21 protein-coding genes and 1 pseudogene are annotated in these 23,198 nt (G+C 61.2%); 5 read left to right on the top strand and 17 right to left on the bottom strand.

What is annotated here, in order from left to right:
* A partial coding sequence (locus AWB80_RS38815; RefSeq protein WP_143328234.1) for a YihY/virulence factor BrkB family protein occupies positions 1–570 on the top strand: 570 nt, incomplete at its 5' end.
* A gap of 301 nt (positions 571–871) precedes the next feature.
* Here the strand turns inward: AWB80_RS38815 and AWB80_RS38820 are convergent.
* Positions 872–1,852, bottom strand: a complete 981-nt coding sequence (locus AWB80_RS38820) for a Gfo/Idh/MocA family protein (protein WP_244206987.1) — start codon at positions 1,850–1,852, stop codon at positions 872–874.
* Between the two features lie 641 nt (positions 1,853–2,493).
* Between AWB80_RS38820 and AWB80_RS38825 the strand changes: the two genes are divergently transcribed.
* The gene (locus AWB80_RS38825) at positions 2,494–2,838 is read left to right on the top strand and encodes a response regulator (RefSeq protein WP_061179928.1); all 345 of its coding nucleotides are present in this window, start codon (positions 2,494–2,496) and stop codon (positions 2,836–2,838) included.
* A 137-nt stretch (positions 2,839–2,975) separates the two neighbouring features.
* Here the strand turns inward: AWB80_RS38825 and AWB80_RS38830 are convergent, their stop codons facing one another.
* The 6 genes from AWB80_RS38830 to AWB80_RS38855 form a co-directional block, all read right to left on the bottom strand.
* On the bottom strand, positions 2,976–3,458 hold the full coding sequence (locus tag AWB80_RS38830) for an ATP-binding protein (protein WP_061179929.1): 483 nt from the start codon (positions 3,456–3,458) through the stop codon (positions 2,976–2,978).
* A 1,309-nt stretch (positions 3,459–4,767) separates the two neighbouring features.
* The gene (locus AWB80_RS38835) at positions 4,768–5,991 is read right to left on the bottom strand and encodes an extracellular catalytic domain type 1 short-chain-length polyhydroxyalkanoate depolymerase (RefSeq protein WP_087131950.1); all 1,224 of its coding nucleotides are present in this window, start codon (positions 5,989–5,991) and stop codon (positions 4,768–4,770) included.
* A 544-nt stretch (positions 5,992–6,535) separates the two neighbouring features.
* Positions 6,536–7,366, bottom strand: coding sequence for a CHAD domain-containing protein (locus tag AWB80_RS38840; protein ID WP_244206989.1), 831 nt, complete (start codon positions 7,364–7,366; stop codon positions 6,536–6,538).
* A 113-nt stretch (positions 7,367–7,479) separates the two neighbouring features.
* Entirely contained in the window at positions 7,480–8,799 is a 1,320-nt protein-coding gene (locus tag AWB80_RS38845; RefSeq protein WP_061179931.1) for a PQQ-dependent sugar dehydrogenase, read from the bottom strand.
* Positions 8,792–9,241 carry a DUF2231 domain-containing protein gene (locus AWB80_RS38850; RefSeq protein WP_061179932.1) on the bottom strand — a complete coding sequence of 150 codons (450 nt, stop codon included), beginning with the start codon at positions 9,239–9,241 and terminating at the stop codon, positions 8,792–8,794. The genes AWB80_RS38845 and AWB80_RS38850 overlap by 8 nt, the downstream gene beginning before the upstream one ends.
* A 77-nt stretch (positions 9,242–9,318) precedes the next feature.
* The gene (locus tag AWB80_RS38855) at positions 9,319–10,407 is read right to left on the bottom strand and encodes a catalase family protein (RefSeq protein ID WP_087131953.1); all 1,089 of its coding nucleotides are present in this window, start codon (positions 10,405–10,407) and stop codon (positions 9,319–9,321) included.
* A gap of 242 nt (positions 10,408–10,649) precedes the next feature.
* Between AWB80_RS38855 and AWB80_RS43705 the strand changes: the two genes are divergently transcribed.
* Positions 10,650–11,087, top strand: a complete 438-nt coding sequence (locus AWB80_RS43705; RefSeq protein ID WP_143328235.1) for a PAS domain-containing protein — start codon at positions 10,650–10,652, stop codon at positions 11,085–11,087.
* A gap of 79 nt (positions 11,088–11,166) precedes the next feature.
* Positions 11,167–12,984, top strand: a complete 1,818-nt coding sequence (locus AWB80_RS38865; protein ID WP_143328236.1) for a hybrid sensor histidine kinase/response regulator — start codon at positions 11,167–11,169, stop codon at positions 12,982–12,984.
* A 432-nt stretch (positions 12,985–13,416) separates the two neighbouring features.
* Here the strand turns inward: AWB80_RS38865 and AWB80_RS38870 are convergent, their stop codons facing one another.
* From AWB80_RS38870 to AWB80_RS45495, 3 genes are all read right to left on the bottom strand, one after another.
* A complete protein-coding gene (locus AWB80_RS38870) occupies positions 13,417–14,283 on the bottom strand; it encodes a glucose 1-dehydrogenase (RefSeq protein WP_061179936.1) in 867 nt (288 codons plus the stop codon).
* A 30-nt stretch (positions 14,284–14,313) separates the two neighbouring features.
* Complete coding sequence (locus tag AWB80_RS38875; RefSeq protein ID WP_061179937.1) at positions 14,314–15,450, bottom strand: glutathione-independent formaldehyde dehydrogenase; 1,137 nt, start codon at positions 15,448–15,450, stop codon at positions 14,314–14,316.
* Positions 15,451–15,875: 425 nt separating this feature from the next.
* A complete protein-coding gene (locus tag AWB80_RS45495; RefSeq protein ID WP_341866862.1) occupies positions 15,876–16,253 on the bottom strand; it encodes a DUF6723 family protein in 378 nt (125 codons plus the stop codon).
* Between the two features lie 139 nt (positions 16,254–16,392).
* Between AWB80_RS45495 and nadE the strand changes: the two are divergent.
* Positions 16,393–16,758: pseudogene (gene nadE, locus AWB80_RS45500) on the top strand (NAD(+) synthase); the annotation flags it as partial.
* 58 nt (positions 16,759–16,816) lie between these two features.
* Here nadE and AWB80_RS38890 read toward each other — a convergent pair.
* From AWB80_RS38890 to coxB, 7 genes are read right to left on the bottom strand one after another with little or no spacing between them, the layout of a single operon-like run.
* Positions 16,817–18,091, bottom strand: a complete 1,275-nt coding sequence (locus AWB80_RS38890; RefSeq protein WP_061179953.1) for a cytochrome c — start codon at positions 18,089–18,091, stop codon at positions 16,817–16,819.
* Between the two features lie 2 nt (positions 18,092–18,093).
* Positions 18,094–18,456 (bottom strand): c-type cytochrome, encoded by a 363-nt coding sequence (locus tag AWB80_RS38895; RefSeq protein ID WP_061179939.1) that lies wholly within the window; start codon positions 18,454–18,456, stop codon positions 18,094–18,096.
* A gap of 3 nt (positions 18,457–18,459) precedes the next feature.
* Complete coding sequence (locus tag AWB80_RS38900) at positions 18,460–19,386, bottom strand: cytochrome c oxidase assembly protein (RefSeq protein WP_061179940.1); 927 nt, start codon at positions 19,384–19,386, stop codon at positions 18,460–18,462.
* Positions 19,365–19,700, bottom strand: a complete 336-nt coding sequence (locus tag AWB80_RS38905) for a hypothetical protein (protein WP_061179941.1) — start codon at positions 19,698–19,700, stop codon at positions 19,365–19,367. Before AWB80_RS38905 ends, AWB80_RS38900 begins: the two co-directional genes overlap by 22 nt.
* On the bottom strand, positions 19,697–20,326 hold the full coding sequence (locus AWB80_RS38910) for a cytochrome c oxidase subunit 3 (protein ID WP_061179942.1): 630 nt from the start codon (positions 20,324–20,326) through the stop codon (positions 19,697–19,699). The genes AWB80_RS38905 and AWB80_RS38910 overlap by 4 nt, the downstream gene beginning before the upstream one ends.
* Positions 20,323–22,245 (bottom strand): cytochrome c oxidase subunit I, encoded by a 1,923-nt coding sequence (gene ctaD / locus AWB80_RS38915; RefSeq protein ID WP_061179943.1) that lies wholly within the window; start codon positions 22,243–22,245, stop codon positions 20,323–20,325. The genes AWB80_RS38910 and ctaD overlap by 4 nt, the downstream gene beginning before the upstream one ends.
* Positions 22,242–23,198: a cytochrome c oxidase subunit II gene (coxB, locus tag AWB80_RS38920; protein WP_061179944.1), complete on the bottom strand. Its 957-nt coding sequence runs from the start codon at positions 23,196–23,198 to the stop codon at positions 22,242–22,244. Before coxB ends, ctaD begins: the two co-directional genes overlap by 4 nt.

Raw genomic sequence — 23,198 nt, forward strand, 5'->3', positions numbered from 1 at the left:
CAATTCGTGCTCGGGCTCGCCATCCTTTCTTGCGCATTTGCGGCGCTGTTGAAGTATCTGCCGGATGGTCACGTACCGTGGCGCGATGCGCTCGTCGGCGGTGCCATTTCCGCGGTGCTCTTCTCCGTCGGCAAAAAGCTCTTCGCGTTGTATCTCACGCATGCCGGGACCGCGAATGCATTCGGCGCAGCCGGCTCGCTCGCCGTGCTGCTGATGTGGCTGTATTTTGCCGCCGCCGTGATGCTGCTCGGCGCCGAAGCCGCTGCGACAAGAGTCGAGGCGCGTGAAGGAGAAGTGCGAGATGGCAAGGCGCGAGATGGCGAAGCCCGAACTTCGCGCGAAGAGCACACCCTTCGTGCCGCGCCGCAGAACGTGCCTGCGAATGCGATCGTGTCCGCTCCTGCGGCGCAACCCGACTACCGCGTCGCACCGAGCGGGTCATCGGCGATCGCAAGGGTGCTCGATGTGGTGAAGGCAAATCCGAGCCGGTTCGCAATCGCGGCAGCGGGCGCGAGCCTCTTCGTCTTCACGAAGATCGCACATCGCCATTACATAGATCGACGGTCCTGAGCGCCTTCTCCGGGCGGCCATGCCGGGAGGCCGCTGCGTCGAAGCATCGCTGTCATGTTGCGGCGCGACCGTTGCTGCGACCGCGATCAGCATCGTTGACGCCGGGAGCGGAGAGTCGGATCGCTCAAACAGGATGAGGCTCTGGTTAGCAAGGAGCCACGATGCGCCTGGATCAGACGACGCGTGAAATGTGAATCCGCGGTGGGCAATCGTAGGCGAGATCGCTTCGTACTCGCCGCCGAGGGTTCACACCAGAATATTCTGGCATCCCGAAGATGCACCGGACGGACCTGAAGCGCGCTCAGAAGTTTTCTTCCTGTGGGGCTGGGCCACGCGTCAGCGCGCACGGATGCGCAAGTTTGACCGGCCGCCCGCTGCGCGCCGATTCGTAGATCGCGTCGATGATACGTTGATCCTGCAAGCCTTCCTCGCCGGGGGTATGCGGCATGATGTCATCTTGCACACAGAGGGACATGTGATCGATCTCGCGAGCGAACTGATTCTGCGGATCTGTTTGCACCTCGATCGTCGCGCTCTTGCCATCCACCAGCGTGCCGTGGCGCATGCGCAATCCGTTGTAGCCGAACGCCGGGTCCATCTCGGCCCAGCCTTCGGCGCCTTGGAGCCGGAAGAAGCGCGACTCGTGGCTCGCGTAGCTCGACATGCACGTCGCCGTGAGTCCGCTCGGAAAGCGCAAGATGAAATGCACGGACGCTTCTACCTCGACGAAGCGCGGATCGCCTTCCGGCCGATGCACCGTAGCGATGACTTCCTGAGGTTCCTCTCCCGAAAGGAAACGCGCCGCGTTGAGGCAATAGAGTCCGATGTCGGGCATGGCGCCGCCACCCGCGAGCGCCTTCTTAAGGCGCCACTGCGCCGGATCACCGACATTCTGCGAATTCCCCGCGATGAACTCGCGTAAGGGCCCAAGATATCTCTCGTTCACCATTTTCATGATCATGCGATCCATTGGCTCGTATTGACTGCGATACCCGATCTTGAGCTTGCGGTTGGCGCACTTCATCGCATCGACCATCGCCTGGCAATCGGAGGCATTGTTGGCCATCGGCTTTTCGCAGAGCACGTGCTTGCCGAGCTTCGCGGCGCGTAGCGTGAATTCCTTAAGCAAGCCGTTGGGCAACACGATATACACGACCTGCACGCGCGGATTGTCGGCGAGGCGCTCGAAGCTTTGATAGTCGTGGACGTCCGCTTCCGGCACGCCGTACTGACGCGCGACGCGCAGCGCCTTGCCGCGATCGCCCGAGACCAGCGCGGCCACGTTCGAATACTGCACAGCGCGAGGGCGGGCAGGATCTGGTTCAGCGACAGCCGCCCAAGTCCGACGATCGTGTAGCCTACGCGGTCATCGGGTGGCAGACTGGCGTCCGGTGTTTCTTCCTTCTGCTCGGTGTTGGGATCCTGAATCAGCGGGAGTTTGATCTGATTGCTATCGGCGCCGGAAGGGGCTGCGGCCCACGCGCCTCCCGTCGAACCGGCGGCAATCGCGACCGCGATGCCCCGCAGCAGAAAGGAGCGCCGCCCAGTTTCGGCAGGCGCGGGATCGACCTCGGGTTCGGCGGGCGGAATGCGGTGCGGAAGGGTGGGGTCGCTTCGGGCGGGCATGGGAAGCTCCGGTGAGAGGGACTGAGCGCGCCTGCCACCTCGGCTGAATGCCGGTCGGCGTCATGCACTGCGAGGATCTCAGCATCGACCATGCCTCCGATTATTCGACTGCGAAGAAAGGAGGCAGAAGTCAGCGACATGCGTGCTCGAAGGGTGCGCATCGAAGCGTGGTTCGGTCGACGGAACGGTGCTTGCTAAGCTTCGTGCACAGGCGCATGCATCGGACCTTGACGTCAAGAGCACCGTATGCATGGCGTGGCTGGAACATGATCAGCAACTCATTGACGGTACAGTCAGATGCTCTTCCTTTTCATTGACGATGACGAGAACATAACGAACGCGTTCGCGGAGCTTGCGGCATCGCTCGGGCATCGCGCGGAGGTTGCCCACTCGGGTGGCGAAGCGTTGCGGATGGCGGGCCGGACCCGGTACGACACCGTCTTCATGGACATCGGGCTAAGCGACATCGACGGACGCACGCTTTGCGACTACATACGCGCCGTCGGCCCGTCGCGCGAAGCGTGCATCGTCGCGGTCACCGGGTTGCCGGATTTCGATGTGACGACTTCGCATCAATTCGACGGCTATCTGCGAAAGCCCGTTACCGCGCTCGATCTGAAGGGCGTGTTCGGGCGTTGTTGAGTCCGTCCCCCGGCGGGATCGACTGGCTTGCCCACATGGTCGTCAAATCCGGCATCCTTTGCCTTTTGCTGATCTTCTTGTTTGACGTGCCCGCTAAGCGCCACGGCTGGGATGTGGATGCCCTCCCGTCGCAACGCTCATAGCACGTCAAACCCAGCGTGGGCCGGCAGGGTCAGGTCTGAAACGATCACATCGGGTGGGTCTCGGATGATCGCCTTGCGGGCTTCTTCGGCTGACGTTGCGGTTTGCACGCGTACGCTTTCGAGTTGCAGGGTGAGGGCCAGAGCCTCCAGCGTATCGGCATCGTCTTCGATGAGAAGAACGGTTTTCCCTTTTATCGATGAGGTGCTAAGCACCTCTCCTTGTGATGGCGTGGCGGACACAGGCTGGCCCACAGTCGGCAAGACCACCGTAAATGTCGCGCCTTGTCCCGATCCGCTGCTCTGAGCCGATATGTCGCCGCCGTATATTACGACGATGCTCCGCGCGATGGCGACGCCTAGACCTAACCCGACATGGCTTCGCGTGATCGAATCTTCGACCTGAACGAACGGCTCGAAGATCGCCTCCAGCTGGTCGGCTGGAATGCCGGCACCTGAGTCCGCAATGCTGATGCGCACGTTGCACGTTATTTCCGGCGCTGATGAGTGACGGCAGAATTCTTCCGCCCGGCTCGGTATGTTTCATCGCGTTGTTCGGCAGGTTTGTCCCCTGCCTCTCGGTAGGCTCCGTTGGAACATCGATGCAAGACGCACTAGTTGATAATCCGTCTTGTTTCTACGTTTGCGGTCGTCAAGAAATGGGCGCGATGGCAAACTCGGCCGTGGGGGTGATCGTGGGATTCTGTGATCCAAGCGGTCTCCGCCGATTGTTGAACAACCGACTTCACGCGTCCCCTTGAAAAAGAACTCACCCGCTAGATGTGCCTGTGCATACCCGAGGACGCATGGTTAAAGGCACACCTAATTCACGACGGTCACGTTCAGGCTTGTTGCACTGTCCGCCTGTACGGCGATCGCCGCCACGGTCCCTTGTTGTTCCGGGTCGCCATCGCACCATGTGCGAAAAGCGTCTCCACAAGTTTCGCTGCTGCAAGCGTGCATCTGCAATCTCGAACCACGACCATTAAGCGGTCGCCCGTCATCCGGGGTGCCGGCGTGATCGGACGACCAACCACTCTCGCTTCAATACAGCGACTTCCTAGATGTTCACCATGTGCTGCATACTCCGCCTGTTCGAAGCTATGACCGGCTGCGACGGCTCCGTCAACTTCGTCTTGATGGATCATCGGGGCATCGGATTCGAGTAGGTGGACCCGGTCTGGGCTAATGCCGGCTTCCTGACTGCTCGAAAAGCATCGTGTGCGTCGCGCGAACAATGAAACACCGCCACGACATCAGCCAGCATGCGTCTGTCGTTCCGCTCGGCGCGAGGGGATACGGTTTGGAGATCTCTAGGCCCAAGATCCGAAACACACGCGCTGTCCGGTACGGGTTCGGGCCTTGGTGAAGGCGGAAGCGCATCCTGCGAATGACTGGCTTGCGCTCGGGGATCGGTCGTCTTGTCTTCCATGCGATGTTCCCGATTCGTGACTTGACCGCCTTCCTGTCAGCAAGCCCAGTTCCTCCTTGGCGCCGATTTCCCGAAGTCGACCTCCGTTGGATGACGAACGAGCAAATTCACGTGAACCGCAGGCGGCCCGTCCTTAATCTGAATCGTTATCAATTAGACCGACGAGCACGTTTCGTTGCGCGGTTCAGGGGCGCAATCCCTCTCACAGCAACTTCTCTTCCGCCGCTTACTGGCTCCTGGCAATTGGGCGAAGCCGGCTCGCGCGGTGCCTTGAAAAGATCAGAAGTTCGGGCGTGTCCTCCTCCGACGCAGAAGGGCAGATAGATGAGGTTCTCTTGGTCGCTGCCGCGGTATGCACTAGCCGGTGCAGTCGGCGCAGTCGGCGCGACCGTGACGGGGACGGGAACACATGGGGCCGTCCACCTTTCCACAACCGTTTCGATCGGATACATCCAGAGGGGCTAAAGTGCCCAGCGCAAATTGATTGAAGAATCGAATCATTTCGCTCGTTGCATGCGGACCGCGAGAGTCGGTATAGGTACCGCGTGAGTTCCCTCCTGACCAGGCGTGACCTAGTCCGTGGACAAGCCACTGCTCGCCGACGGGGGAGCCATTTTCATCATGAAAGACGTGGCACGTGTACGCGTAGGCGTTCTCCGTTTCGGCCGCGTAAGTCGAAGAAGCCTCAGGCGCCGCGCCACAGTCGCCACTCATCAGTGCGCGCATCGCAACAATTTGATCGCTGTTACGCGGATGCACAGTTTCATCCGCATCGCCGTGGAAGACGATAAGCGGTACGGCGCGAAGTCGAAAATCATCAGCCGAATGTGCGGGCAGGCGAATCTTGCCCATCCCATCATTCATCGCGCAGAGCGCCGAGAACGCCTCATCTGCGACGCCGAAGGATACGCCCGAGTGTACCGCTGCTGCCGCGTACAGATCTGGATGGGTGACTGCGAGATTGACCGCCATGGCGTAACCAGCCGACATGCCTGCCACGTAAATCCGAGTACAGTCGACGTTGTACGCCGCAACGACCTCTCGAGTGAGAGCCGCGATCATCGCGGTTTCCCCGGACTCGCGCGCCTGGTCGCTGGCCCGGAACCAGTGCCAACATCTGAGCAGATTGGTGCTCTCCGACTGCTCCGGATAGGCAACGATAAAGCCACATGCCTCTGCGGCCTCGTTCATTTCTGTGCCGGCCGCGAGGTCGTCGGGATCTTGCTGCGCGCCGTGCAGCATCACGATCATCGGCAGCGGTTGGCGATGACGGACACTCGGGATGTAGAGCTTGAACCGGTGAGTTTGGCCGCGGTGTACGAAGCGATTGCTCAACCATTGCGGACTGTTCTTGGCCGGCGGTGAGCGTGGTTCGAGAGACGGCGCAACCAAAGGGCTTGACCGCGCCAGCGGCGCAGCTTCCGCGATCGCAGCGATTGAGGTTGGGGAAGGGTCCGGTTTTTCGCTTGGAGCCGCCGTGTGGGGTTCCACGAAGAACTGCGCCGCGAAGCCCAGATGTCCAAAGCTGAACAGCGAAAAGAGCGCGGCCTGTGCCGATGCAAGCGGATCAAAGTTATTCATTTCGTTTCTCGAGGGTCAATCAGCGTGCGCTTGGGTCCGCGCTGGGCCACGACTGGCGATCACCGGCCGTATCAGGCGCACCGCATTCGTCGTTCCCGGTGTCGCAAAAGTATCTAGATTAATTTAGGAAAACGAATGGAATGGCCTATGACGTATGCTTGGAGCATTTTCTCCCAACATGATCTTGTGCGGCGCCATTGTGCATGAGCCGCATGCTTCCGGCTCGCCTTCACGCGTGCTCTTCGTATCAGGCCGAACTCTTGGCTGGCGTGCGCGTGGTCTTTGGGACGTCGCCGGCCGCAACCGGCATGCTAGTCCGTCAGTCGTAAGGGGGACGCGTACTTGCCCGGAGACGAGTCATCGAAAGCCGGGAGATGATAGAGGAGAGGAATTTCGTGAGCCGTACGGCACCACCGGATGGAGAACATGCCGGCTCCTCGTGTCAGGGAGGTAGTCCCCTGGCGATGCTCGACGGAGTCTCCACCATCGGCTGGCGCACTATACGTGAGTAGGCGTGCCCGGCGAGCATTACAAAAGAGGATGCCTACAAAAGCTTAGACGCCGCCTTTAGGCGACGCCTCTGTTCCTTCTTGAGCAGCCGAAGTGCTGCATCAATGCTCGCCCCCTCAGGCAGCGCCCCTCGATTTGCAATAAGGAGGTCCCGGCTGGCGACGACGTCGTTCAATCCGCCGAAGCGCTTCTGCAGTTGCTTTAGCTCCTTCAGACTCTTGCGCTGCCGCTTCTGCAAAAGCGGTTCGAAGAACTCGATAAGGTAGCGGACCTTCTTTCCTGCTTTGCGGACATTGTGATACGAGTTGTAGTCCGAGCTCCCTACTTTCGAAGCAAGCTGCATACGCTTCTCGAGTTGCTTTTGCGCGGCTGAAACCCGCTTCCGCGCGAACTTGCCCAAGGGCGTGCGTTCAGATGAGGTATTCAACTCACGATTTGCTTCGCGAATGGCGTCGCGCAGCAGTTTGCGCAGGTCCGTGTTCATCAGCGTCTGTCGACTCTTGTCAGCGGTGTTATCTCTATTTTGTTTGATTGCACTCAATAGTTTTTCATCGCTCTTTTCCTCGACCAGACCAATCAAGATGTCCCAATCGCGTGTGTTTCCGGCCGCGTTCGCGAGAAACTTCAAGAGTGCACGCTGTTCGTTGTCGAACCTCTTGTCAAGTATCGGTCGGTATGCCCACAACAAAGTTCGAAGCCGGCGCAATGCCACGCGTAACTTGTGTAGTTTCTTGGCATCGGCAGTGTCTCTGAGAGCCGAGGCTTCCTCGATGGCTTCGCTCACCAGCGGTCCAGCATAAGTTGCGAAGTTCGCTTCTGCGACTGCTTCGCGTTGCACGGCAGGGTTAGTATCGTCGGTCGTCACGTCAGCGCTCCATATCTCTGTAGTCTCAACCATTAGGCAAGATGCCTACCTTTGAAACGGTGTCGCTTTCCATAAACCGGGGTGCTCGTCGCGCGCTTTTGAGCGATGCCGCACTACTTGGCTGCGCCTGTCACTCGCCATACCGTGTTGCCGACATCATCGGCAATCAGGAGGCTGCCTTGGCGATCCTGAGTCACGCCCACAGGCGCGCCGTACAGTTCCTTCTGATCGGCCGATGTGAACCCCGTGATGACATCCTTCGGCGCGCCGACCGGTTTGCCGTTGTCGAACGCGACGTAAGCGACCGCATAGCCGCTCAGTGGTGAACGGTCCCAACTGCCGTGCTCGCCGATAAACGCGCCGCCGCGATACTGCGCAGGCAGGCTGTCGCCGGTATAGAAGGTCAGCCCGAGCGGCGCGACGTGTGAGCCTATGGCGAAGTCGGGCGCGATCGCTTTGGCGACGAGGTCGGGACGCTGCGGCTGTGCGCGCGGATCGACATGCTGGCCGTAATAGCTGTACGGCCATCCGTAGAAGGCGTTCTCCTTCACGGAAGTCAGATAGTCGGGCACGAGGTCCGCGCCGATTTCGTCCCGCTCGTTCGCGACGGCCCACAACTGGCCGGTCTTCGGTTCCCATTGCAGTCCGGTTGGATTACGAATGCCCGCCGCGTAGATGCGGCTCGCGCCTGTCGCGGTATCGACTTCGAGCACGTCCGCGCGCCGGTACTCGACGTCCAAGCCATTCTCGCCGACATTGCTATTCGAGCCGACGCCCACATAGAGCTTCTTGCCGTCACGACTCGCCAGCAGCGCTTTGGTCCAGTGATGGTTGACCGTGTCCGGAAGATCGGCAAGTTCGACGCCGCGCTCGCTGATGCTTGTTTCACCCGTCTTATAGGGAAACTTCAGGATCGCGTCGGTATCGGCGACATAGAGCGTGTCGCCGATAAGCTGCATGCCGAATGGGGAATGTAAATGGTCGATGAACACATGCCGCTCCCATTCGCCGCTTCCGGCCGCCGGCTTTCTCAGCAGCGTGATGCGATTCGCGCCTTTCGCCTTCTTTCCGGACTTGCTCTCGATCAGGCCGGCGATGAGCTGCTTCGGTGTGGTCACGGCCTCTTCGTCCGGGCTATTGGATTCGGCCACGAGCACATCGCCATTCGGAAGCGCGTAGACCTGCCGCGGATGCACGAGTCCCGACGCGATCATCTCGATCGTCAGACCGTCGGGGACCTTGGGCGTGGCGCCGTTCCTCCACCCCACATATTTCGGCACCTTCATCGGTGGCGCGAAGAAGTTGCGCGCGTCCGGCATCGGTGGGTTGGCTCCCGCCTGATGCGCCGCGTCGTACTGTGCATGTTCGTTGCAGCCGCTCATCAGCCCCGAAACGGCGACGACGAGCGCGCCTGCCGTGGTGAACTTATTCATGAGCCGCCTCCGCGAGATCGAGCCGGTCCATCGCCATGGCGATATGCGCGATGCTCAGCAGCGCGACAGTGACAACGGAGAGAACGACGTTTTCCGGCACCATCGCATAGGCATCACGGCTGTGCACGAGCGCGTTGGCGATCGCCGCGATGATCGCGACCAGATTGAGCCAGAAGTCCATCTTCCCGATGCAGGACACGGCGCGCCGGCGCTGGATCCACACGTGACCGAGGTTGAGCAGCCGCGGAATGATCGCGATGATCAGACCTGCCGTGACCAGCCAGGCGGCGCCCTTGCCCCAGAACACGTTGCGCGTCGTCATATACGTGACGTCGAAGATCAACGTGCCGACAAACAGTCCATATGGGATTGGATTCAGCAGTTCGAAGATGGCCGGAGCGAACCTTGATGGGTGTCTAACGACGGCGGGCCTGGCTGACATGATTTGCCTTCTAAGAGTCATAACCGATGCGGTCCTTTTGCATTGTCCATACCTGTTTCTTTCGCTTTGCCCGCTTGCTATATGTCGATGCGCCCCTGCGGCTCGTGCATGGGGCACCCATTATGTTCGCCACGAAATCGCGACGACATCTCGTATGAGAGTTTGCGTGTTCGCATTACACCCCCGAGTGGGCGGTGCGCCACTACGCCATGCCACGGACTAAAGGCCATGCCGTCGTCGATGCGCTCTTCCCGCGTCGCGTCCCACGACGATTGCGGCGACACCCGAATGCGCGCGACGGTTACGTACGGGCTCTCGTCTTCCGGCCATTGCATTGAGGCGTCCTCCACCGGCATTTTGTCGATGTCGGTCGCCAACTGCACGCGGACTTCCCACTCCGCGCCGTTGCTGGCAAAGAAATCGCTGACCAGGGTGCGTAGTCCATCCGGGTTATTATCGAGATCCACCGGCGCATCGGTAAGGGCCGTCAGTTCAGGCGACACCGGCGCTACGCTTAGCTTGCCAAAGTAATGCCCGTAGAGAAGGGGCACTGCTGTATAGAACGTTTCGCCAAGGATGTGGGTCTGCGGATGACCACCCAGGCTTATCAATGTCGCGCTTTCGCCGCCGAGCTTTTCAATTGCGGCTTCGGTGACGCGCAGCACCGCCGAAAGCGCTTTTTTCGCGCCCGGAGCCTTGTCGGTCGTCTTCGCTAGCAGTTTGAGGTTGTTTAGAAATTTCTTCGGCGTCGCCGCCGTGAAGGCCGGCGCGTTGATCATCACCAGGTCCTGCGTACGGTCGCCCTCGCTTCCTGGTAGCCGCTCACCGTCCACGCCAATCACTTTGATCGCGAGCCCGCGTGGCGTGGAGACCTTATCGTCGAGCACGTCGCCAGGATTGGTCGACAGACGCAGCACCACTGGAAACGTTGCCGCATGAGCGAAAATGCCTTGCGCCAGTTCTGGCGGCAGGTTGTCCAACACGGAGAGGTCACCGGTCAGAAGGCCGTGACTCTTCGCATGCACACTGCGCAGCGCGTGACCCGAATCAGCATAAGTCGTCTCGACAATGCTGCGCATGGCGGCTGCAAGCTCCTGTGCAGTTTCGTTTTCGTCGTCGGGTATCTGTTCGTAAGCGGGATCGAAGGGCAGGGCGTGCGTGGTCATGCAGACTCCGTATGCGGGGTTGTGCATCAACTAGCGCAACAGTTGTTCCAGCGAGGTAATGCGCCCGGTTGGCTCGACGGTACACAAATTGCTCCACGCTTCGCCATATCTGCAGTACGACTTGACCTCCCGCCGCAGATCTGTCGCTCGCCGTTGCGAACACTATGACTTCCATTTTCGAAGCAAGCTTCAACAGCGCGGCGCAAGGGAGTTGCTTGCTGTCGCCAAACTAGGACGCGACCGTGCTCGCGGCGAATGACGCGTTTCTCCACATGTCGAAGGTGCAGCGCGGAGAAATTGTGGGACGAAGTCTCTCCGAGATCCTTCCGCATAAAGAAAGCGATTGCCGCGCTGCTGAAGCGGACGTCCTGCGACGGTCAATCTCGCGCGCAATCGCATCCGGCAAGCCAGACAGCGTCTTGCTTCGACGTCATCCGCTCTCGGCCCATGCGGCGGAGGAAAGCCAGTACGACGACGCGCGCAATTTGAGCGTCGTCAATACACCTGTCTTCGACGCCCACGGCGTGCTGACCTGTATTGCGCATACCGTGTCCTATGTCGCGACTGCTCATCTTAATCAGAGAGAGTTGTTAGCCAACGAAGCGCGCTACCGGGAGCCTGTTCGAGGCGATCAACCAGGGGTTTTGCATTATCGAGGTCTTGTTCGACGCGTCTGGTGAACCCGTCGATTATCGATTCCTTCAGGTCAACACTGCGTTCGAAGCTCAGACTGGCCTCACCGATGCGACAGGACGGCGCATGCTCGACATGGTGCCGGGTCATGATCGACACTGGTTCGAGATTTACGGAACTGTCGCCAGAACAGGAAAAGCCAGGCATTTCCAGAATGAGGCGGTGGCGCTCGGTCGTTATTTCGACGTGCATGCCTTTCGACCCAACCCGTCTGCACCCAACGAGGTCGCGGTCCTGTTCTCCGACATCACCGAAAAGCGAGCGTCCGAGGTGCGCCTACAAAAAAGCGAGCGAAGCGCGCAAGCCGCCGCACGCGAGGCGTGGGCCGCCACGCGACGCCTTGATGCCGTATTGGAGACAGCTCCAATCGGAATCGCCGTCACCGATCATAGCGGCGTCATTCAACGTGTGAATCGATGTTTCACACAGATTTGGGGTGAAAATCATCCTCGTCCAACTGAGATTAGCGACTTCAGTTTGTGGAAAGCGCGCTGGGCCGACCATTCCGAGAAGCACGGTCAAGTGATCAAGGCTGATGAATGGACGACTGCGCGCGTGTTACGTGGCGAGGAAGCCGCGACGGATCTCGTGACGATCGAGAGCTTCGACGCGCCGCCCATTTACCGCACGGTGTTGAGCACCGGTGCGCGGATCGAGAGCGAATCCGGTGAGATTGTCGGCGCTGTGGTGGCGCAACTGGATATCACCGAGCGAATCCACGCGGAAGAGGAACTGCGACTCGCCGACAAACGCAAGGACGAGTTTCTCGCGATGCTATCTCATGAATTGCGTAATCCCCTCGCACCGATCGCATCCGCAGCAGAGTTGATGCGAGCAAGCCCCAACGATGAAAGCCGCGTCAGCAAGGCGACCGCGATCATCGCCCGCCAGGTCAAGCACATCACGGGGTTGATCGACGATCTTCTGGACGTCTCTCGCGTGACCCAGGGACTCATCAAGCTCAGCCCGGAAGTCGTGGACGTGAATCGGGTTGCTGCAGATGCCGTCGAGCAGGTCCGGCCGCTTATCGAGCACAAGCATCATCGATTGTCGCTGCGTACTCCAAACAGTGCTGCGCTGGTCCGGGTGGACCCCAAGCGTCTGACGCAGGTCTTCGTCAACTTGCTCAACAACGCAGCACGATACACCCCCGAGCAAGGAACAATTGAGTTCTCGGTTGCCGTCGACGGACCGCAAGTCCGGGTCACCGTCTCCGACAACGGGATCGGCATGACACCCGATGTAACAGCGCGTGCCTTCGAGCTTTTCTCTCAGGCAGAGCGTAGCGCCGACCGATCGCAAGGAGGGCTCGGCATCGGCCTCGCCCTGGTTGGAAGTCTGATCGCTTTGCACGGAGGCACAGTCAGAGCTTTCAGCGCGGGCCCGGGCCAGGGAAGCAAGTTCGTCGTCTGCTTGCCTCACGTCGAAATGACCGGAGCGGTCCTCGACGAACAAGTCGATAGCGGATCTCACGGGTCGCCGTCGCTGTCTCAGTTGCGCGTACTGATCGTCGACGACAATGCGGATGCGGCGGAGACGCTTGGCATGCTGATGCAGACGATGGGAACCGAGGTTCGGACCGCTGCGAATGCGAACGCGGCTCTGGCGCTCACAGAACGATGGCGGCCAGACGTTTGCCTGCTGGATATTGGCTTGCCGGACATTGATGGGTATCGGTTGGCCAGAATGATGAGAGCACGACCCGATCTAGCAGGGACGGTTCTCGTTGCTGTGACGGGATACGGCTTGCAAAAGGACAGAGAGGAGGCGCTCGAAGCCGGCTTCGATCATCATTTCGTCAAACCGCTTGATATCAGCAAGCTGTTCTCTTTGGTCGGGACCATCGCTTCGTCCCAGTCTGACCAATTGCCGCTTCGACCCTGAGACTCATGCGAGACTGACAATCCAGATCGGTGACAAGGTTGGCGGCCCTGAGAATGAATCTCAGTAAATTTTCGGTAGCCTTTAGCCGAGGTTAGTGTTTTGAGGCTTCGGCCTCATAGAATGGGTTGATAGGCGACTGCAATTTCTGGCGCGCTCGGCGATAGCGGATGCGATTGCCGTCGAGAGCGGCTGGCGAGTTCATCCCTCCAACTACTTCGCGCGACAGACTTGCCTGCGAAGTACCGTCCGTAAATTAATGCGGCGCCGTGTAGCAACGCTCAGCCGGAGTGTGCGTTTCCGCATGTCCCCCACAGTTTGGAGCGTGGCCTTCTCGTCGTTCGCATTCGGATCAACGCCTCCGTACCACGCAGCGCCCCCGATTGTGAATGCTTTCGCAATCGACAGAGATCAATCGAGCCGCCGTGGCGCGGCTCAGATGATTGGCTTTCCGCCTGTCACGGCGATGGTCGCGCCCGATATGTAGCTCGCTTCGTCAGTTGCCAGCATCACGTACGCCGCGGCCAGTTCGGCCGGCTGGCCGGGACGCTTCATCGGCGTTTGGTTGCCGAAGTTCTCGACGCTCGAAGGCGGCATCGTCGATGGAATGAGCGGCGTCCATATCGGCCCCGGCGCCACGCAGTTCGCACGGATACCGCGCTCGGCCAACAATTGTGCCAGTCCGCCCGTGAAGTTCTGGATCGCGCCCTTCGTGCTGGCATAGGCGATCAGACCGGGATTCGGCGCATCGGCGTTGACGGACGTCGTGTTGATGATCGTGCCGCCCGATCGCATATGCGCGAGTGCCGCCTTGGTAATGCGGAACATGGCGCCGATGTTGGTCGAATAGGTCTTGTCCCATTCGTCGTCGCTGATATCTTCGAGCTTGTCGTAGGTGGCCTGATAGGCGGCGTTGTTCACCAGCACGTCGATACGCCCGAAAGCCTCGGCTGTCTTTGCGACGAGGGCTTTGCAATGCTCGCGATCGGTAATGTCGCCGGGCAGCAGCAGCGCACGCCTCCCGGCCTGCTCGACCCAGCGCCCGGTGTCGCGGGCGTCGTCGTGCTCGTCGAGGTACGCGATGGCGACGTCCGCCCCCTCGCGCGCGAATGCGATCGCGACCGCCCGGCCGATGCCGCTGTCCCCACCGGTGATCAGCGCAACCTTGCCCGCTAGCCGGTTGCTGCCCTGATAGCTCGATTCGCCGTGATCGGGCGGCGGGTCCATCGGCGCGGTGAGTCCGGGGCGGCGATCCTGCTGTTGGTGCGGCATGGGCGGGCGAGGATATTCAGAGGCGGTCATGGCGTTGCTCCTTGTTGCGGGGTTTGCGCCCTATGCGGCGGTTTTCAGCACGACCTTGGTCCAGCCGTCCCGGCGTTCATCGAAGTTCTTGTAGCCTTCAGGCGCCTGCTCCAGCGGCAGTTCGTGAGAGATGATCTGTGAGGGCTTCACCTTGTCCGCAGCGATGAGATCGCGCAACTTGCGGTTATAGGCTTTCACGTTGGCCTGGCCGGTGGCCATGTGCTGCCCCTTCATCCAGAACGAGCCGAAATCGAAGGCGATCTGTCCTTTCTTCATCAGTTCGTCGGGCGAGCCGGGATCTTCGGCGATGAACACGCCCACCACGCCGATGCCGCCAGTCGCACGCACCGATTTCACGAGATTGTTCATCGTGAGGTTCGGCACTTCGTGGCCCTGGCAAGAGCACTGATAGCCGACGCATTCACAGCCGCGGTCGGCTCCTTCGCCGCCCGTCAGTTCGAGCACGCGGTCGACCGCACCGCCGTCGGTGTCGTTGATCGGTATCGCGCCGAGTTGTTCCGCGAGCTTGAGACGATCGGGATGCGAATCGACAACCATCACTTTCGATGCGCCTTTGAGATTCGCGGACATTGCTGCCATCAAACCGACGGGCCCGGCGCCGTAGATCACGACGCTGTCGCCCGCCTCGACGCCCGCGAGCACGGTCGCGTGATAACCGGTCGGAAAGATGTCAGAGAGCATCACATAGTCATTCTCTTTCTCCTGCGCATCGGGCGGAAGCAGAAGGCAATTGAAGTCGGCGAAGGGCACCCGCAGAAATTCGGCCTGGCCGCCGCTGTATGGGCCCATGCCCGCGAATCCGTACGCTGCACCCGCCATGCCGGGGTTCGCCGTCAGGCAGAAACCGGTCAGGCCCTTCTCGCAGTTCTTGCAGAATCCGCAGCCGATGTTGAACGGCAGGCACACGCGGTCGCCCACTTTCACGTGGACGACGCCTAGGCCGGCTTCCACGACCACGCCGAGATTTTCGTGACCGAGGATGCGGCCTGTTTCCATATTCGTGCGTCCCTCATACATGTGTAGGTCGGAACCGCAGATGTTCGTCGTCGTGATCCTTACAACCACATCAGTAGGCTGCTCGACCCGCGCGTCAGGCATTTCCTTCACGACGACGTTGCGCGGTCCTTCGTAGACGAGTGCTTTCATGGGTGCCCCAGAATGATTGAAACAGACGACCGCACCATGCGGCCACGAACGGTTTCAAGCATCGTGTGTTCCCGGCGGCATACGAATAATTACGTCGCTCCGCTACGGCGCATTTCATTGCGCCCATGCCGAGCGGACGAACGTCAGCGCGCGAGCTTCGTCGGTGAACGCCGATATTTTCTTTGGTGATGACGCTTGCCCAGAACACCGAGCCGTCCTTTTGCCTTCGTCACCCTTCGTGACCCGTCGCGGCGCCTGAATTTAGGCTCTTCCCGCGCCGGCCCTCCTTGTACCAGAGGCAGAAGTACGCGCGGCATGTTTTGAAAAAAGGAGCCTTGACGCAAACGGGAGCGCAGTAAGCAGGCGCACAAGCTAACGGGTTCGATGGAATCATCGCTAAAGGATGCTGTGCCTGGTTCAAATCTTTAAAGTTCCGGATGAGCCAGATCACCGCGGACGATGGCTTCGCCTTGTTCCTGAGACCCTCGGACCGCCTCATCCGCCGAACTATATGGGCCGATTTCCGACGATCCTTCGAATGGGTAAAGCAGTCGACTATCGGTACGCCGCACTACTTTAAGAGTGCCGACGAACCTTCCCCCGATACTGGGGCGGTAAGAGGCGTACACGGCATAGTCTTCTTCGCGCGAGCCAGGGATAGATAGCACGCCCTTCTTCGCTGGAAAAAGGACGAGCTTCGGGCGGCGACTCGGATGTTGGGACATGCGGGGCTCTCCTACGAACGGTGGGGATTTAACGCCCCAACATGCAGGCACGAAAAGATGTAGCAATGGATGTTCCATGGACGAAATCGAGAGTTTGAGCTGCTGAACGCTTTTGATACCGCTCTCGTGCGATTGCTGCCACGACGATCAGCTCGCCCTTTGCAGATGCAGCAAAACCATGAAAGACTCAGTGTGCGAGGGCAGCGCCGCATGTCGCGCGTGCGCTAAAGCGTCATTGCACGTCGGCACTGATCATGCCACCGAATCCCGATGGGCTTCTTTACCACGTACGAAGAAGGCGGCGCGGACGTACGCCCTTGTCGGGACTCACGAAACGCCGTGTACGCGCGCTCGCGCCCTCGATGGGCGCAGCTGAGACACTTGTCACGAAGGTGCCGACCGCCGATCTCGAGACACTCACGCCTCAGCGTCCCAACGAGGAGAGTTACGGTATCACCTTCGAGAACATCGACAATCTTCTTGAAGAAAAGGAGGCGTTTTATCACGATTCGACGCTTCCACGGCGACGCAGCATAAGCGGTCGCTGCCGATGGAAGTTCCTGCGGATTACGCCGCCCCATAAAGGCGCACAGGGTGAAAATCGCACGTTACTTATAGGCGCACAGGGTGAAAATCGCACGTTACTTATGAATGGTCGAACGAAACGATGCGACATCGTTCGTCGTGACCGCACGAGCGTCGTTGCCCCATGACGCGCGCACATAAGTGAGCACTTGCGCGATCTGCGCATCGGTGAGGCGTCCGGCGAATGGCGGCATCGACTGTCGGGGAGGCCCGTGGATCGTCGCGGGACTGTTGCCGCCTTCGACTATGAGCCTGATCAACGACGTCGTGTCCTCGCTGATGACCGAAGGGTTGCCGGCGAGCACGGGAAAGACATTTTTCACCCCCTTTCCATCGCTGCGATGACACTGCGCGCAGAACCCCGCATATACCGCCGCGCCCTGTTCGGGCGCAACGTCGGGCGCGCGCGTCTTAAGACGTCCCGGCGCTTGCGACGCATCGAAAACGCCGTCCGCCGCGCCGGTAGCGGGCAGTGTCTTCAGATAGACGGCGATCGCGCGCAGGTCGTCATCGGTCAGATACTGCGTGCTGTCCTCGATGGCTTCAACCATGCTGCCGTATGCGACCACGCCCGCGCCGTGGCCTGTCTTAAGAAATGCGGCCACATCTTCCTGTGCGATGCGGCCGAGCCCCGAGCCGGGATCGGCGCGCAGGTTCGGCGCGAACCAGTTGTCGTTGAGGCTGCCAGACAGGAACGTTTTCGATGACTCGTTGTAGCCGCGCTCCTGATAACCGATACCGCGCGGCGTGTGGCACGAGCCGCAATGCCCGAGCGACTGTACGAGATACGCTCCGCGGTTCCAGCTCGCATCGCGATCCGCGTGCGGTTGAAATGGCTGCTTCGGTGCGAAAGCCAAACGCCACAGACGCAACGCCCAGCGCTGGTTGAATGGAAAGGGCACTTTGGTTTCGGGCGGCCGGTGACGCACAGGCGGCACGCCGTGCATCATGAAGGCGTAGAGCGCGTGAAGATCGTCGTCGCTGATTTTCGCAAACGCCGGATACGGCATCGCGGGATACAGTCCCTTCCCACCCGGCGCGACACCCTCGCGCAATGCCTTCGCAAAGTCCTCGTAGCTGTACGTACCGATGCCCGTCTCACGATCCGGCGTGATGTTGCTGCTGACGATGATGCCGAACGGCGATGCCATCTCGAGTCCACCGGCATAAGGCGCGCCGCTCGAAGACGCGGTGTGGCAACCGGCGCAGTCGGCGGCTTTGGCAAGATACGCGCCGCGCGCGACCCGTTCAGGCGATGGCGAGGCGATGCCGTCCGCCATGACGGCGAGCGGCCACAGGAGGAGAACGAGAAGAAGGCGCGATACGTTCATCGTCATTGGTGATACAGGTAGGCGGCGATGTCGCGCGCGTCGATCTCGCTCACACCGAGATCGGGCATCGCGCTCTCCGGGGAAATGCGCTGCGGGAAGCGGATCCACATCTGCAGATTCTCCGGTGTGTTCGGCAGCTTGCCCGCGACATAAGCCCGTTCGCCGATGTCCTGCAGGGTCGGTCCAACCTTGCCGTAGGCGCCCGGCACGCCGTCGATCCGGTGACACGCGCCACAGCCGTAACGCTGGATGGCATCGAGTCCGCGTTGCGGATTGCCGCCGGTGATCACATCCGATGAGGGCGGTTTGGGTTTGCAGGCGCCGAGCACGACGAGCAGCGAAAGCGCGACTGTGAGATGACGCATGGATCATCTCTCGCCGGCCATGCCCGCGCCGACGCGCGGCGGCGGGCGGCGCATCAGCCAGCGTGCGCCGACGAGCAAGCCGCCGATCAGGTAAGCAAGGCCGCCGGGCACCCACATTACCAGGCCGCCGAGTTGCTGGTCCTGCAGCGGATCGAAGCCGAGCGCGCGCGTCGTCTCGATGCACGACGGATACCAGACACCCGGCGCAAGCGTGAGTAGCGCACCGAGCGCGCCGGTGTGGACCATCGTCGTGAAGAGGGAAAGCATCGCGTGTGCGTTCGATGAGCCTTGCACCTCCGATGCGCGACCGAACACCGTCCACCAGAATAGCAATGCGCTCGCGAGAAAGCTCGCATGTTGGAGCGTGTGGATGCCCGGGCGCGCGAGCGCGGCCTCGAAAAAGCGCGGGGCATGCCAGCACCAGAGTGCGGCGGCGTGCAGCGTCCACGCGACGATGGGTAAGGTAACAAGGCGCCACGGCAATCTGATCCAGCGCGCACGCGTCGCCGCGCCGATGCGTGTGCGCGCAGCGGCGGGAAACGCCCAGAGCCACACGGCGAGCGGCCGGCCGATCACGAGCAGCGGCGCCGCGACGAGCATGAAGAGTTCGTGCTGCAGCATGTGCGCGGAGAAGAGCCATTCGCTCAATGCATGCAACGGCGACACGAGCGCGCCGACGAGCACGAGCCAGCCAGCGCCGAATGCGGCGAGCCGGGCGGTGCGTCCTGCGCGGCCTTGCGCGCCGCGCGTGCGCAGTCGCACGTAGCCCGCGACGTAGAGCGCGAGACTCACCGCCAGCACGATGACGATCCACGGATCGAACGTCCATGCGAACGGCGATGCCTCAGTCGTAGCGACGTGGGCTTGCGCATCGGCACAAGCCACGAGCGCGGCGAGCAGCGCGCATTTCAGCAGGCGGACAGTAGCCATTGCGGTATCGAAATCGCGATCACGGAAAGCACCGACAGGGCGCCGACACCGGCCGCCACCGCCGCGATAAAACCAGCGCGCGCCGGACGATCGGCGGCATCGGGCGTCGGCAGGGCGAGCCTGCGTCGCGCGTCGCGCCAGCGCTGCCATGCGAGCAACGTCGCCGCGACGCACACGAGCGCGCTCGCGCCGCTCACGCCGTCGAGCAACGCATGGCCTCCGAGCCGGCACGCGGGCGTCACGAGCGCGTAGTTCAAGCCGAGACATCCGAGAACGATAAACGGGGCGCCGAGCAGCGCAAGCCATGCTTTCATAGCCGCGCTGCCCAATAGATCACGGCGTAGATCGGTAACCAGCTCAGCACGACGAAATACCAATAGAGCGCGTTTTCGCTGACGTCGACGAGCCGCTTGCCTTCGAACGGTCCCGTAAAGAGCAGCACGGCCAGCACGGCGGTATCGACGGTATCGGTGATGAGGTGAGTCGTGTGCAGACCGAGCAGTAGCCAGATGACCGAGCCATATGCGTTCGTGTACCAGCTCACGTTCAGTGATGCGAATTCGAATCCGCGTATCACGAGGAAGATCACCGATGCGGCCAGGCAGACCGTGAGCCAGATCGCCGCTTTTCTCCGGTCGCCAAATTCCGCCGCGTTCTTCGCGAGCTGATTCGGCCACAAGCTGACCAGCAGCACGACCGTGTTGAGCGTGCCCCAGAAAAGGCGCGGCGGCTCGGCGGCCATCGGCCAGGCGGGAGCGCGCGTGCGCAGATAGAAGACCATCATCACCGCAATGGCGAACACCGTGCCTTCGATCAGCATCAGGCCCGCCGTGCTCCACCACATCAGGCTGCGGTGGCTGAAGGCGAAGGTTGGCAACGTGCGCACGTCGAGCACGAGCTGGCCGGTGTCGTTCGCGTCGCGGCGCGTTTCGGCGTTCATGGCCGGCGCTCCCGCGCGACCGCAAGCTGGTTCTCGCCGCGATTCGGCCAGAACCAGCCGATCGTCGCCACGGCGACCGGCAGCGACGACCATACGATTGCCCACGGTGTGTAGATCGAGCCGATAAAGAGAATCGTCGTCGCGACGGCGCTTGCAAACGGCCAGATGGATGGCGTCGGAAACATCGGCCGATGGTCGGGCTGCGCGTCGAGCACGCTCGTCACGAGCACTTCGCGCGCATCGGCAGCGAGCCCTGCGACGAAGGCCGGTTGCGCTGACGGCTCCCACAGCGGATCGCGGCCGTGTATGACCGGAATCGCATCGAAGTTATGCGGCGGCGGTGGGGACGGCACGCTCCATTCCAGCGTGCCCGCGCCCCACGGATCGGCGGCGGCGCGTTCGGCGCTGCGCAGCGTCTTCACGACATTGACGATGAAAAGCAGCACGCTCAGCGCGATCACATAAGCGCCTATTGTCGCGGCGAGATTCATGCCGTCCCAGCCCATTCCGTGCGGATAAGTCCACACGCGCCGCGGCATGCCCTCTAGACCGAGCAGGTGCATCGGGAAGAAAGTGACGTTGAAGCCGATGAAGAAGAGCCAGAACTGCCACTTGCCAAGCCGTTCATCGAGCATGCGTCCCGCGAACTTCGGAAACCAGTAAAAGAACGCGCCGAAGAGCGGAAACACAGCGCCGCCGAGCAGCACGTAGTGCAAATGCGCGACGACGAAGTAGGTGTCGTGAACCTGTAGATCGAGCGGTACCGACGCGACCATGATGCCGGTCATGCCGCCCATCACGAGGATGAAAAAGAACGCGAGGACGAACAGTAGCGGCACGCGCAGATTGAGCTTGCCGGTCCATAGCGTGCCGATCCAGCAGAAGATCTGTATCGCCGATGGAATCGCGATCATCAGACTCGCCGCCGTAAAGAAGCTCTTGCCGAGTTCGGGGATGTTCGTCGCGAACATGTGATGTACCCATAGCCCGAAGGCGAGAAAGGCGGTCGCGATGAGCGACAGCACCATCGCCGGATAGCCGAATATCGGGCGGCGTGCGAAGGTCGGGATGATCGACGAGATGAAGCCGAGCGGCGGAATGAAGATGAGATACACCTCCGGATGGCCGAAGAACCAGAAGAGGTGTTGCCACAGCAATACGTCGCCGCCCTTCGAGGGGTCATAGAAATGCGTGCCGACGAGGCGGTCGAGGATCAGCGCCGTGCTGCAAAGCATGATGGCTGGCATCGCGAAGATCACCATGAACTGCGTGACGAGCGTGGCCCACACGAAGAGCGGCATGCGGTTGAGCGACATGCCGGGCGCGCGCAGCTTGAAGATCGTCGTGATGAGCACCACCGCTTCGAGCAAGCCGGAAAGCTCGGTGAAGGTAATCATCTGCGCCCAGATGTCCGCGCCCTTGTTGGGCGAGTAGTCGGGACCGGACAGTGGCACGTAGCTGAACCAGCCGGCGTTCGGCGCGGTGTTCACGGCGAGCGCGGCGAACAGCAGCACGCCACCAAACAGGAACACCCAATACGCATACGCGTTCATGCGTGGAAAAGCGATGCTGCGCGCGCCGATCATCAAAGGTACGAGGTACGCGGCGACCGCCTGCATCACCGGCACGGCGAAGAGGAACATCATCGTCGTGCCGTGCATCGTGAAGAGTTCGTTGTAAAGATTCGGGCCGATCAGGCGCTGATCCGGACGCGCGAGTTGCGTGCGCATCACAAGCGCGAGAAGGCCTGCGAGCACGAAGAACGCGAACGTGGTCACGATAAAGCGTCGCGCGATCGTCTTGTGATTGACCGCGCTCAACATGCCAATGACGCCGGGCGGATCGCTCCAGGTTTTCGCGAGCGCATCGCGAACTTCGGGCGATGCATGCGGGCCGTCCGTCAGCGGCGCGTCGCTCATTTGAGCGTCTCCATCCAGCCGAGCAGCGCTTGCAGATCGGCAGGTGGCAGGCGCGTCGGCGGCATGACGGTGCCGGGTTTGAGCGTGCGCGGATCGACGATCCATCCGGCGAGATTGCCGCGATTGTTCGCCAGCGTGCCGGCGGCGATGTACTGCCTGCTCGCAATATGCGTGAGATCGGGGCCGATCGTGCCTTGCGCATCGGTGCCGCGCACGGTGTGACAGCGCGCGCAGTCTTGACCCATGAATACATCGCGGCCGCGCATTACTATTTCGTCGGATGGTGCGATGGACGGCTGGCGTTGGCGAGCGGCCCAGTCCTCGTACTGTGCAGGCGGATCGGCGATGACCTGAAACGCCATCAGCGCGTGTTCGTAACCGCAGAATTCGGCGCATTGCCCGCGATACACGCCCGCCTTGTCCGCGCGAAATTCGATGGTCGCATCGCGGCCGGGAATCATGTCCTTCTTGCCATGAAGGTTCGGCACCCAGAACGTGTGGATCACATCGGCGGCTTTCAGCGATACGACTACCGGTCGCCCGACCGGCACGTGCAGTTCGTTGGCGAGTGTGAAGCCGGGCGCGCCGCCATCGTTCGAATAACGCACTTGCCACCACCATTGATAGCCTGTCATCTCGATGCGCAGCGCATTTTCGACGGGCAGGAGCGAGAGCGCGCGGTCGGTAAGGACATCGGCCAGAACGAGGCCGAAGAGCAAAAATGTGGATACGCCCGTCGCCGCGACGACCCAGAAACGCACGCGCGGCTCGCGGCGTCCGACGACGGATAGATCCGCCGGCGTCGCACGATTGGCGCGAGTCGCGCGCATCATCGCGATGAGGCACGCGAGCAGGATCGCGGCGAACACCACGCAGCAGACGGCCAGCGTCAGATGCCAAAGGTCGAGGATGCGGCTGGCTTGAATACCTGCCGCGCTCAGTGCGCTCTGCAT

It is taken from the genome of Caballeronia pedi (assembly GCF_001544915.2).
GTDB classification, from domain to species: Bacteria; Pseudomonadota; Gammaproteobacteria; order Burkholderiales; family Burkholderiaceae; genus Caballeronia; species Caballeronia pedi.